We start from the raw sequence: 12,810 nt of genomic DNA on the forward strand, positions 1-12,810 counted from the left end.
CACTCATAAAGACGACATCATTACTTTAGCTCCTGTGATGTAAAGGGACGTCAACGTACGTAAATCTATGCAAAGGATCTCGTTCATTGTGCTGTAGCAGAGATAAAAGAGACAAACTGCCCACGGCCAATAAGCGCTCTTTGATCGATAAAAGCGGATTCTTCGTACATATAAGTCCGTTAGTGAGCATGCTCGAAGATAACAATAAATGAGAAGAAGAGAAGATATGAAGGACATGACCCTTTCTAAACAAGATATCCAAACAATGGACCCGCGCCACCGCATTCGTTTAGTTAATTCCTTGTCTGGATTTAAAAGCGCCAACCTAATTGGCACTTGTGATAAACAGGGGTTTGAAAACCTTGCGATAGTAAGCTCTGTCATTCACCTAGGGTCTGATCCCGCGCTGCTTGGTTTTATTGTTCGCCCAGATAAAAGCCGACGTCATACGCTAGAAAACATCCTAGAAACTAAGTACTTCACCGTTAACAGCATTGGTGCTGACTTTGTTAAAAAGGCCCATCAAACCTCGGCTCGCTACCCTAAACCAGTCTCAGAATTCAACGCGGTCGGCTTAACGGCCTATTATGACGACACATTCCCCGCTCCCTTCGTCTTGGAGAGCAGTTTAAAGATAGGGTTAGCGTTCAAAGAACAGATAACAATCGAAAGCAATCAAACGCAAATGTTGATCGGTGAAGTTATAACAATTCACGCACCCAAACGCGCCGTGATGCCGGATGGCTACCTTGATTTAGAAGCGTTGGATTTGGTCACGGTATCAGGGCTTGATAGCTACCACGTAACTCAAAGACTGCACCGATTAAGCTATGCAAAACCACAACAGCCACTCTTTCCACTCACTCGTGAAGGTAACCCAACTTCATGGGAAGCTTTCGAACTCAATCTAAACTAATTTTGTTCGGCAATTTGCTATCAAAAGTGCTAACGTCCTTTAATTCCAAGAGATGCATCTCACACAGGCGCATCTCACTGAGCACACTATTCATTCTTACGTCTGTTTCCAAGGACCCTTTTGAAGTTAACTCACTTTAAATACAAAACGCGCGAAGGCCCAGACTACCGACATGGCGATCAGGTGTCATTCATGGACATCAAACAAACCTTCGGTATGGGCAGCATTCGTGTGGGTGCTTGGGTGACGAAAGAAGAAAAAGAGTTGGCCGCAAATCTGATATTCGATTCGCTAGCCGACTTGGCTTACATCTTGGCTTTGCCACCAGAAGCGATTGGCCTTCGCGGCACATTAGGCTTAGCGTTCGGCAGTGGCGGCAGAAAAGGCGTACAAGCACACTATGCCCCGAACCAACGAGAATTAGCCCTCGCGAAGAATGCCGGAGCTGGCGCGCTCGCACACGAGTTTTGGCATGCATTTGACCATTATATCGCTGAGAAAGCGTTTGAGATTGGTGACACCTCCGGTCCTCGCAAGCAAATCTTGTTCGCCAGTGACTGTTGGTTACACGATAGAAAGGTGCGACCTCATCCATTAAATGAAAGTTTGATGTCTGTGTTTGACGCCACATTGCTTAGCGACAATAACTTGGACAAACACGATTACGTGGCACGCAGTGTCATTGCCGACAAGGCAACGTCGGCTCGTTACTTCTCATTGCCAACAGAAATGATGGCTCGTGCCTTTGAAGCTACGATTGAATCCTGCTCAGATATCGAGAATTCTTACTTAGTCGATGGCACGACCAAACCGGATATGTTCCCTCTCTATCCAGATCTCACGCATCGCAAAGAGATTTATCAAGCGCTGCAAGGTTACTTCGCGCCGTTGGGCCGATCTTTAAGTAAATAGCATTTTGAGTCAGTAACACTCTGCAGATTTACAGTGAGTGACATGTACCATAAGTTGATCATGTGTAATCTCTGAGATAACATGTACAATAAGCGGAACATGTACAACAGTTAATTCATGAATAATTAACTATTCTGTGTATATAGAAAGATTAAACATATCCAAAAACAACAGGGTAAATAAGTGATGAATATTGTTTCTTTTACTGAGGCCAGAAATAGCCTTAAGTCTGTGCTCGATAGAGTGGTAGACGATTCTGATGTTACGGTAATAACCAGACGAGATTCAGAAGATGCAGTGGTCATGTCTCTTGATCATTTTAATTCAATGCAAGAAACCTTGTACCTAATGAGCTCGCCTAAAAACGCTGAAAGATTGGCTGAATCCATTGCTCAACTCGAAGTCGGAAATACAACCGTTCGAGAATTGAATAATGACGAATGATCGAAAGATTGTATTTACAGATAATGCTTGGGAAGATTACCTATACTGGCAAACCCAAGACAAGAAAACGCTCAAGAAACTAAATAAGTTGATTGAAGCCGCCAAAAGAACGCCCTTTGAAGGGATTGGAAAGCCGGAGCCACTAGTCGGCAACCTGTCTGGATTTTGGTCAAGACGAATCGATGACAAGAATCGATTAGTCTATAAAGCAGATGACGATAACTTTTACATAATTGCTTGTCGTCACCACTATTAAAAGCCGTAAGCAGCACATAGAAAGGGCAGTAATGATCAGTTGGCCATCTTTAGTAAAACTCGACGGTGATGATGAGCTTATTTACGTCGCGTCCGAGAACGATTTTCAAGCAGAATGCTCAGACATGATCTTGGGCGAAGAGGATTACCTCATCGATTCAGTTGGCGACAGCTATTCGCTTCAATCGAGTTCTAACAAACTGTCTCTAGCTAAACGAGCGGACCAGTATTCGGTTGAAAACGTGACCAAACTCATTCGAAACCACGAGTTTCAGAAAGCCGAAGTGTGCCTGATGAAGATCCACTTCCTAACGATTGAAGAAGCGATTCAGTCACTCGCTTTTGAACCTCGTTAATATCGGTTATTAATTCGAAACCTAGATTCGAATCAGAAATTCCAAACAGAACAAACAAAAACAGCGCCTCAATAGGCGCTGTTTTTCGTTTTATCTCGTTATCGCTAGTTTAATTAAGCGATGAAAAGTGAGATTACGCGACAAGAAGTCAGATTAAGCGATAAAAATCTGTGCCAGTGCGTAGCCTAAGCAACATGCGCCTACTACACCGATTAAACCAACCGACATGAATGAGTGGTTGAAGTACCACTTACCAATCTTGGTGGTGCCAGAGACATCGAAGTTAACCGTTGCGATATCTGATGGGTAGTTCGGGATGAAGAAGTAGCCGTAAACTGCTGGCATTAAGCCGATCAACAAGGCTGGGTCGAGTCCTAAGCCGAGACCAACCGGTAGCATCATACGTGCTGTTGCTGCTTGTGAGTTCACCACAACCGATACGATGAATAGCGCTAGAGCAAACGTCCACGGGTAGTTGGTCACCATTTCCACGATGCCAGATTTGAACTGAGGCATTGCGTATTGGAAGTAAGTATCCGACATCCAAGCGATACCGAAGATAGCAATTGCTGCCACCATACCCGATTTGAATACCACACCGTTTGGCACATCACGCGGGTCAGTTTTGGTTGCCAGCAAGATGATACCGCCGAAACAGAGCATCATCATTTGGATGATCACCGACATCTTGATTGGCTTGTCGCCGTCTACGATGGTTCTGATCTCAGGCACCATCGCCACGATAACAATCACGACAATTGAAAGTAGGAAAATCAATACCGCATTACGAGCCGAAGTTGGAAGTACTTCATCCAAAGAGGTCGCTGTAGTGCTTTCAATGCGCTTTTTCCACTCAGGATCTTTTAGACGAGCTTGGTATTCAGGATCGTCGTTTAGTTCTTTACCGCGTTTCAAGCTATACAGAGAAAGCAAAAGTGTGCCGAACAAGGTTGCAGGAACCGTCACCATCAGAATAGAAAGCAGAGTAATAGAGTGTTGGATATCAGAAAGTTGTGCGAGGTAATAGACCACAGCAGCAGAAATTGGTGATGCCGTGATAGCTAGCTGAGACGCAACAGACGCAGCCGCCATTGGGCGTTCAGGACGAATGCCATTCTTCAACGCAACATCGCCGATGATTGGCATAATTGAGTAAACCGCGTGGCCAGTACCCAATAAGAAAGTCATCGAGTAAGTCACGAACGGTGCTATCAAGGTGACGCGTTTCGGGTTCTTTCTCAGTACCCTTTCCGCAACTTGAAGCATGTATTTCAAGCCACCAGCCGCTTCGAGGATCGAAGCACAGGTAACAACAGCGAGGATGATCAGCATTACGGTGACAGGTGGAGACGTTGGCGGCATCTTGAAGACAAACACCTCGATAACCAAGCCAATCCCAGAAACAACACCTAAGCCAATACCGCCATACCGAGACCCGATATAAAGTACGACTAATAAAAATAGAAACTCAAAATACAACATAAGCAACCTTGCTAAAAATATGGACTAATTATATTTTGTCCTTTAGTTCAGCCTTTTACTTATTACTTGGTCACACTATGATTGCAGGCTTCCGCAAATTGTTTTTTATAAGATTATGGTCACGCTAACACGCCCGTAAGTTTATGAAATGTAATAAGAAGACAGACGCACGACCTAGATTTGTTATGTGGAATAATCATAATTGTATCTGTTAGATCTGGATGACCTATAAAATACCAGGCTCATAACTCAACGATATTATTCCAACCACAATCAATCACATTTAAAGTCATTCAAAAGCATATTGCCGAGCCGATTGAATACATTCTTACTGAACGCTGACTCGCCTATCACTAGACACTATGTCAAAATACCCGTCCTCACGACGACAACACAGAAAGAACCACGTATATGAATTTTCAAGCTGCTATTTTTGATATGGATGGACTGCTGCTCGACACTGAGCGACTTTGTATGCAGGTTTTTGAAGACGCATGTCACGCGCAAGGTGTTCCGTTTTTGCAAGATGTCTACCTAGGCATCATTGGTTGTAACGCAAAAACCATCGAACAGATTTTTCGAAATGGTTACGGTGAAGGGTTAGATTACCCAGCGCTGAATAATGAATGGCGCACCCGCTACAGTGCAATTGTTAAAAACCAAGCAATCCCGGTAAAAGATGGCGTGATTGAGCTGCTTGAATGGCTAAAATCGAATGACATTCCAATCGCGGTGGCGACCTCCACTCAGCTTGATATCGCGAAAAAGAAGCTTGAGCTGGCTGGCCTAGATTCTTACTTCACCTCACTAAGCACAGGCTGTGAAGTCACCAATGGTAAGCCTCACCCCGAGATCTACCTGCTAGCGGCAGAACGCCTAGGTGTTGCCCCTGAAGCCTGCCTAGCGTTTGAAGACTCAAACAACGGTATTCGCGCATCAATGGCAGCCAACATGATCAGCTTCCAGATCCCTGATTTGGTTGAGCCTTGCGAAGAAGTGAAAGCGCTTGGACACACTATCAGCCCTTCTTTGCATCATGTGTTAGCAAAACTTCAACAAGCTGCAGCTTAGGCTCTTATTACCGTTGATAACGCTTTAATCAACACAGAATAACCTTTCTATTAAGCCGACTCACAGAGTCGGTTTTTTTGTGGGTATTCCTTTTATAAAAGATAAAAACTCGCGCTTGAAACTGTTAAAGTCGATGTGAAACGATGGAAATCGAGAAGCAATATTGATAATGGAGAAAGGGACGCGTGATAGAAAAATTTGAAAGCCAACTGCTTGATTTTGCAAAGCAAGAGATGACACAAGATGCAGCGCACGATATCAGCCATATTAAGCGCGTAGTCAAAACCGCCAAGGCTTTATGTACTCAAGAACAAGCTAAGCTTGAAGTCGTGGTGCCCGCCGCTTACCTTCATGATTGCTTCACCTTTCCAAAGAACCACCCAGACCGCGCTCAAAGCTCACAAATGGCGGCAGACAGGGCGATCTCTTTCCTCAAATCTATCGAATATCCTGCGTCCTATCTTGATGAGATCCATCATGCGATTGTCACTCACAGCTACAGCGCCAACATCACACCTGAAACGTTAGAAGCTCAAATCGTCCAAGATGCCGATCGCCTAGATTCTCTCGGCGCAATTGGCATTGCTCGCTGCCTGTATGTGGGCCAGAGTTTTAACGCAGAGCTCTATAACCACGAAGATCCATTCGCTGAACATCGTGACTTGGATGACAAGCATTACAGCGTCGACCATTTCTACGTGAAACTGTTTAAGCTGGCTGGAACCATGAATACAGAATCCGCCAAGTTAGAAGCCAACAAGCGCACCGACTACATGCGTGGTTTTCTTGAGCAATTGGGCTCGGAAGTTTAGCGGCTTAGAAAAAGAGACACACGATAAGGAAGAGAGAAGGATATGGAAATAAATCGCTTTAAAGCATCCGACGCTGAAGAGATCGTCACTTGGTTTACATCCCTAGAAGACTACGTGTTGTGGGGTGGGCGAACATTTGGTTGGCCGTTAAAAGCAACCTCCATCATCGAACGATCACAAGAGCCACATGTCGAGCTATATACCTTATCTGAAACTCATTCATTACCTGAACCGAACTCAGACACCAAAAGTAATGACTTACTTGGCTTTATGGAATTTCAGCGTATGTCAGACAATGAACTTCGCTTCTGCCGAGTCGCGATTCACCCAAACCTTCGAGGTAAAGGGTTAGGACAATCGATGCTTGAAACGGCCTTAGAGGAGGCGAAACAAATACCAGATGTCACCACCATCACCTTAGCGGTATTTAAGCAAAACCACGGCGCAAAACGCTGCTACGACAAAGCAGGCTTTCAGGTGGTCGACAAAGAGCCGAGCGTGAAAGAGTTCAATGGTAAAACATGGCCCTTGTATCAAATGGAATTGAAACTCTTTTAATTGGCTTTCATTTGATTTGAAGACAATGGCTTAAGCTCCTTTTCATATAGAAATTAGTCCCCATATCATAAAGAATCGCTTTAGTTTGGAACCTCCAATGACCCAAGAGAAATTCGACACCATTTATCAACGTGCGGCTCACCGTAAAGGCGGAGCAGCCGAACTCGAAAAGATTGTTCGTGCGCCCCTTTCCCAAGCCGAGTTATCGCAAATCACCGACGATCGTTGGCTAGCAGCCTTTACCGAAAAGGTATTCCAGTGTGGTATTTCATGGAATGTGGTGAGAAAGAAATGGCCGCAATTTGAAGAAGTGTTCTTTGAATTCAATATCGAAAAAATGCTGATGCTGCCGAATGAGATGTGGGAACAGAAAGCGCAAGATCCGCGCATTATTCGTCACCTTACTAAGGTGATGACCATCCCTGCCAATGCCACCATGATTCACAACGCCAAGCGTGAGGCCGATTCGTTCTCGCAAATGGTTGCCGACTGGCCATCAGAACGCATCACCGAACTTTGGGATTATCTGAAGAAACACGGCAAGCGACTGGGCGGTAACACTGGCGCTTACACCTTACGCCAAATGGGCAAAGATACCTTCATCTTGTCATCGGACGTTGAAGCGCATTTGCGCAGTACCGATGTGGTGGATAGCGGTCGTAACACCAAGCGAGCACAAGTCGCGGCGAGTAAGGCTTTCAACGAATGGCAGCAGCAATCAGGTCGTAGCCTCAGCGAAATCAGCCAGATCGTGGCATACAGCTGTGGCGACAACCGCGTCTAGTTCAAGAAGAATGGCTTAAAGCTTTAGATTGCACACAGTTCCCTGCAAACTAAATGTTATAAGTCATTAACAAATAAGCGTGCATCGCACTTTCATCCAGTGGCATTGTATAGATAAATGTATACAATATAGAGTAATACTCATGAATTATTCTCGACCAAGCCAACTCGACTAAACAAGGGTCCTTATCTCTATGACAGTTCTCAAAAACTCTGTCTCCAAAGGTGTAAAAACGAAAGTAACAGGCCAGACTCAAGACGATGTTGTTTACTGCCATATCTTCGACGCGATACTAGAACAAAGGCTGCCACCAGCCACGAAATTAAGCGAAGAAGCACTAGCAGAAATCTTTGGCGTTAGCCGTACTATTATCCGCCGTGCCTTGCTGCGTCTCTCCTTAGAACAAGTTGTGGTGATCCGTCCTAACCGAGGTGCAGTGATTGCTGCGCCAACGGTAGACGAAGCCAAACAAATCTTCAAAGCACGTGAAGTGATGGAAATTGCGATCACTGAGCTAGCGGTTAAGAACGCAACCAAAGCCCAAATCGACGAGTGTAGAAAACTGGTCGCGAAAGAGAACTGCGCCTTTGACCAAGGTGACTATGGTTCTGGCTTACGTTTATCTGGTGAGTTCCACATCAAACTGGCTGAAATGGCTGAGAACGCGCCACTGCTGGCTTTCCAACGCAGCTTGGTATCGCAAACCTCTCTGCTTATTGCCCAGTACGAAACCAGCAGCCACTCGAACTGCTCTTTGGATGAGCATGAAGGATTGCTGGATGCGATAGAGTCTGGCGATGAAGAGCAAGCTGTTGACCTAATGCGAGAGCATTTAAACCACATTCGCTCCAAGCTAAACCTAGACAGCAACACAGCTTCGAGCGATCTGCATGTGGTGTTCTCTGATCTGCTCAAGAGCAAGTCATAGTTCTGTTAACTAGATAGCCAAATCTTTTGTTAACAACTTTTCGTTAACAAACAAGAGAGAAGTAAGCCTCAGCGTTTACTTCTCTTTTTTATGCGTAAAGCCCTCTTCCATCGTTAGAAAATCACCACTACTTCCCCTGTTCGCCTTGTTATTACTTGCCTGAATGAGGTTATAGAACTGAATAACACAGATGTACTCACCTCCTTAAACTCCTACGATTTTTGTATACATCATCAAAAACACATTCACACCATTAAACTTACCAAAAGACCGTCAAATCTTTATAAAACAAACAAATAGGCAATAAAATAAATTGTATACAATTCAACACAACACCTCATTGTTGCATTTTTGTAAATAAATAGTTGACCACAGGGTCAGGATGGATAATTATTGACCTAGAAGTCAAAAAGAATACACATGGAAATATGTCGATTTACAAGGAGGTCTCTTGATTACTTTTTTGCTCAATCAGGAAATAAGACGCGAAGATAATCTGTCGCCAAATATGACAGTGCTCAACTACCTTCGTACCAAGGTTAATAAAACCGGTACCAAAGAAGGTTGTGGGTCGGGTGACTGTGGTGCATGTACGGTAGTTCTGGGTGAGGTGGTTGATGGACAACTGCAATACCGCTCGGTGAACTCTTGCCTTACGTTCGTTTCAGCGCTGCATGGCAAGCAACTGATCACAGTAGAAGATCTGCAAAATCGAGATCGCTCATTGCACCCAGTGCAAAAAGCGGTGGTTGATTTTCACGGTTCACAGTGTGGTTACTGCACGCCGGGCTTCATCATGTCGATGTTTGCGCTAGGCAAAAACAAACCCGATGCGAGCAAAGAAGACGTCATGGAATCACTGGCGGGTAACCTATGTCGTTGTACAGGCTACCGACCAATTGTTGATGCTGCGATGTCACTTTCAACAGACCAACCTTTGATCGACCAATTTGCTGAACTTGAACGCAACACCATCAAGAAGCTAGAAAGCATTCAAGACACTGAGGCCAACTTACGCCTTGGTCACCTCACCGCTTTTTCCCCAAAAAGCACCGATGAGTTGGCCAAGCTTTTTCAAGCCCACCCGAACGCTAAGCTGGTTGCTGGCGGTACGGATTTAGCGCTGGAAGTGACGCAATTCCATCGTGAGATTGAAACGCTGATCAGCGTGAACCTTGTTGAAGACATGAAGGTATGTGAAGAGACCGACACCGATCTAATCATTGGTGCCAACCTGCCTATCAGTGATTCTTACTCACTATTGAAAAAACACTACCCAGATTTTGGTGAACTGCTGCATCGCTTTGCTTCACTGCAAGTGCGTAACCAAGGCACCATCGGCGGTAATGTAGCGAATGCTTCGCCTATCGGTGACACCCCTCCTCTGCTGATTGCCCTTAACGCAAAGATCAAACTTCGTTGCGGTGACGAGTCACGCACCATGCCGATTGAAGATTACTTCATCAGCTACAAAGTGACGGCGCAAAAAGAGAGTGAGTTCATTGAACAGATCATCATTCCTAAGCCAACTAACGACAGCTTCCGAGCTTACAAACTGTCTAAACGTTTAGACGACGACATCTCTGCGGTGTGTGGTGCGTTTGATATTCAAATCGAAGACGGCAAGGTTTCTTACGCTCGTATCGCTTTCGGCGGTATGGCTGCAACACCTAAGCGCGCGGCGCGTTGTGAAAATACGTTATTAGGCAAACCATGGACAGACGCTAATATTAAGTTAGCGATGCAGGAACTGTATAACGACTTTGAGCCGCTATCTGATTTCCGTGCCAGCCAAGAATACCGTTCATTGTCGGCAGCCAATATGTTGCGTCGTTACTTCATTGAACAGCAGAACAAAAACAACCAAATCGAAACAAGGGTAACGTCTTATGTCTAAATCACACGAGCATGCGATGACCCACGAAGAGATGGTTACCATTGCAAAACAAGACCTAAAAACTGGCGTAGGTAAAAGCGTTAAACACGATAGTGCAGCCAAGCAAGTCACGGGCGAAGCGGTGTACATTGATGACCGCCTAGAGTTCCCAAATCAGCTGCACGTCTACGCACGCCTGAGCACTCAAGCACACGCGAATATCACCAAAATAGACCTGTCACCGTGTTACGAATTCGAAGGCGTGGCGATTGCCATTCAAGCGAAAGACGTACCGGGTGAGCTAGATATCGGCGCCATCCTACCGGGTGACCCACTGCTTGCAGACGGCAAAGTAGAATACTACGGCCAACCTGTGATTGCCGTGGCTGCCAATGATTTAGAAACCGCGCGTAAAGCCGCACACGCTGCAATCATTGAATACGAAGAACTCCCTGCGATTCTTGATGTAAAAGAAGCGCTAGAGAAAGAGCACTTCGTAACAGAAAGCCACACTCAACAACGTGGTGACTCAAAAGCAGCACTGGCAAAAGCAAAACACGTGATCTCTGGTGACCTAGAGATCGGTGGCCAAGAGCACTTCTATCTAGAGACTCAAATCAGTAGCGTAATGCCAACCGAAGACGGCGGCATGATCGTTTACACCTCGACTCAAAACCCGACCGAAGTTCAAAAACTGGTTGCGGAAGTGATTGGCGTGCCGATGCACAAAGTCGTGATTGATATGCGTCGCATGGGCGGTGGTTTCGGTGGTAAAGAGACCCAAGCGGCCTCTCCAGCGTGTATGGCTGCGGTTATTGCCCACCTTACAGGCCGACCTACAAAAATGCGTTTGCTGCGCAGTGAAGACATGCAGCAAACCGGTAAACGCCACCCGTTCTACAACCAATATACGGTCGGTTTTGACGACAATGGTGTAATTCAAGGTGCCGACATTACCGTTGCAGGTAACTGTGGTTACTCACCAGACTTATCAAGCTCTATTGTCGACCGTGCGATGTTCCACTCAGACAACGCTTATTACCTAGGCGATGCGACAGTGGTCGGTCATCGATGCAAAACCAACACAGCATCGAACACCGCTTACCGTGGCTTTGGTGGCCCGCAAGGCATGATGACCATTGAACACATCATGGACGAGATTGCGCGTTACCTGAAAAAAGATCCTTTGGAAGTACGTAAGGCGAACTACTACGGCGAAGAAGGCCGTAACGTGACCCATTACTACCAAACCGTTGAAGACAACTTTTTACCTGAGATAACCGAACAGCTTGAACGCAGCAGTGACTATCACGCACGTCGTAAAGACATTGCCGAGTTCAACAAGCAGAGCCCTATCTTGAAGAAAGGCCTTGCGATCACACCAGTGAAATTCGGCATCTCGTTTACTGCGACTTTCTTGAACCAAGCAGGTGCGCTCATCCATATCTACACCGATGGCAGTATTCATTTGAATCACGGTGGTACGGAAATGGGGCAAGGCTTGAACATCAAAGTGGCACAAATCGTTGCACAGGAGTTCCAAGTCGATGTCGAACGTATCCAGATCACCGCTACAAACACAGACAAAGTTCCGAACACATCACCAACCGCAGCCTCATCGGGCACCGACCTCAACGGTAAGGCCGCGCAAAACGCCGCAATGACCATTAAGCAGCGCCTGATCGACTTCGCTTCTTCGCACTTCAAAGTGTGGCCTGAAGAGGTGGTATTTAAGAACGGCATGGTGCAGATCCGCGATGAGATCATGACCTTCAACTCATTTGTTGAACTGGCTTGGTTTAACCAAATCTCGCTTTCGAGCACTGGTTTCTACCGCACTCCGAAGATCTATTACGATCACGAGAAAGCGCGCGGTCGCCCTTTCTACTACTACGCATACGGAGCATCTTGTTCAGAGGTTATCGTCGATACCCTAACCGGCGAGAACAAGATTCTGCGTGTCGATATTCTGCATGATGTGGGCGCTTCATTGAACCCTGCGATTGATATCGGCCAAGTCGAAGGTGGCTTTGTGCAAGGTGTTGGTTGGTTAACGACGGAAGAGTTGGTTTGGAACCAGCAAGGCCGCTTGATGACCAATGGCCCAGCGAGCTACAAGATCCCTGCAATTGCTGATATGCCAATTGATTTCAGAACGCACCTTTTAGAAAACCGTAACAACCCAGAAGACACCGTATTCAACTCGAAAGCCGTGGGTGAGCCACCTTTCATGTTGGGTATGTCGGTATGGAGCGCACTGAAAGATGCCATTAGCTATGTCGCCGTCGATGGCGCGATTCCTAAGCTCAACACACCTGCGACACCAGAGCGTATTCTGATGGCGATTCAGGAAGTCACTGAAACGGCTCCGACTTCGGTCGATGTTCAATCAGAAACGGCTTAATAAGGCTCATGA

13 protein-coding genes are annotated in these 12,810 nt (G+C 45.9%); 12 read left to right on the forward strand and 1 reads right to left on the reverse strand.

The annotated features are described in order from the left end of the window. The first annotated feature begins 226 nt into the window (after positions 1-226). From AB4585_RS19665 to AB4585_RS19685, 5 genes are all read left to right on the forward strand, one after another. Positions 227-916 (forward strand): flavin reductase family protein, encoded by a 690-nt coding sequence (locus AB4585_RS19665; RefSeq protein WP_372154489.1) that lies wholly within the window; start codon positions 227-229, stop codon positions 914-916. A 120-nt stretch (positions 917-1,036) separates the two neighbouring features. Next, the gene (locus tag AB4585_RS19670; protein WP_372135779.1) at positions 1,037-1,828 is read left to right on the forward strand and encodes a CLCA_X family protein; all 792 of its coding nucleotides are present in this window, start codon (positions 1,037-1,039) and stop codon (positions 1,826-1,828) included. Between the two features lie 186 nt (positions 1,829-2,014). After that, positions 2,015-2,272, forward strand: coding sequence for a type II toxin-antitoxin system Phd/YefM family antitoxin (locus AB4585_RS19675; RefSeq protein ID WP_102456248.1), 258 nt, complete (start codon positions 2,015-2,017; stop codon positions 2,270-2,272). Next, entirely contained in the window at positions 2,262-2,528 is a 267-nt protein-coding gene (locus AB4585_RS19680; RefSeq protein ID WP_017069754.1) for a Txe/YoeB family addiction module toxin, read from the forward strand. The genes AB4585_RS19675 and AB4585_RS19680 overlap by 11 nt, the downstream gene beginning before the upstream one ends. A 31-nt stretch (positions 2,529-2,559) precedes the next feature. Beyond that, positions 2,560-2,883 (forward strand): DUF4144 domain-containing protein, encoded by a 324-nt coding sequence (locus AB4585_RS19685; protein ID WP_102503807.1) that lies wholly within the window; start codon positions 2,560-2,562, stop codon positions 2,881-2,883. A 153-nt stretch (positions 2,884-3,036) separates the two neighbouring features. On the opposite strand, the gene AB4585_RS19690 is transcribed toward AB4585_RS19685, so the two are convergent. Continuing rightward, entirely contained in the window at positions 3,037-4,365 is a 1,329-nt protein-coding gene (locus AB4585_RS19690; protein ID WP_004732879.1) for an anaerobic C4-dicarboxylate transporter, read from the reverse strand. Positions 4,366-4,776: 411 nt separating this feature from the next. Between AB4585_RS19690 and AB4585_RS19695 the strand changes: the two genes are divergently transcribed. The 7 genes from AB4585_RS19695 (at position 4,777) to xdhB (ending at position 12,798) form a co-directional block, all read left to right on the forward strand. Then, complete coding sequence (locus tag AB4585_RS19695) at positions 4,777-5,436, forward strand: HAD family phosphatase (RefSeq protein WP_108338598.1); 660 nt, start codon at positions 4,777-4,779, stop codon at positions 5,434-5,436. A 185-nt stretch (positions 5,437-5,621) separates the two neighbouring features. Further along, positions 5,622-6,248 (forward strand): HD domain-containing protein, encoded by a 627-nt coding sequence (locus AB4585_RS19700; protein WP_108338599.1) that lies wholly within the window; start codon positions 5,622-5,624, stop codon positions 6,246-6,248. 42 nt (positions 6,249-6,290) lie between these two features. Then, entirely contained in the window at positions 6,291-6,806 is a 516-nt protein-coding gene (locus AB4585_RS19705) for a GNAT family N-acetyltransferase (protein ID WP_372170675.1), read from the forward strand. A gap of 97 nt (positions 6,807-6,903) precedes the next feature. Next, positions 6,904-7,590: a DNA-3-methyladenine glycosylase I gene (locus AB4585_RS19710; RefSeq protein WP_017101307.1), complete on the forward strand. Its 687-nt coding sequence runs from the start codon at positions 6,904-6,906 to the stop codon at positions 7,588-7,590. A 193-nt stretch (positions 7,591-7,783) separates the two neighbouring features. Further along, positions 7,784-8,518, forward strand: coding sequence for a GntR family transcriptional regulator (locus tag AB4585_RS19715; protein WP_372170678.1), 735 nt, complete (start codon positions 7,784-7,786; stop codon positions 8,516-8,518). A 451-nt stretch (positions 8,519-8,969) separates the two neighbouring features. After that, positions 8,970-10,415, forward strand: a complete 1,446-nt coding sequence (gene xdhA, locus AB4585_RS19720; RefSeq protein ID WP_050632513.1) for a xanthine dehydrogenase small subunit — start codon at positions 8,970-8,972, stop codon at positions 10,413-10,415. After that, entirely contained in the window at positions 10,408-12,798 is a 2,391-nt protein-coding gene (gene xdhB, locus AB4585_RS19725; protein WP_372103400.1) for a xanthine dehydrogenase molybdopterin binding subunit, read from the forward strand. Before xdhA ends, xdhB begins: the two co-directional genes overlap by 8 nt. Positions 12,799-12,810 lie beyond the last annotated feature (12 nt).

Source organism: Vibrio sp. 10N.222.49.C9 (assembly GCF_041474985.1).
Taxonomy (GTDB): Bacteria; Pseudomonadota; Gammaproteobacteria; order Enterobacterales; family Vibrionaceae; genus Vibrio; species Vibrio crassostreae_C.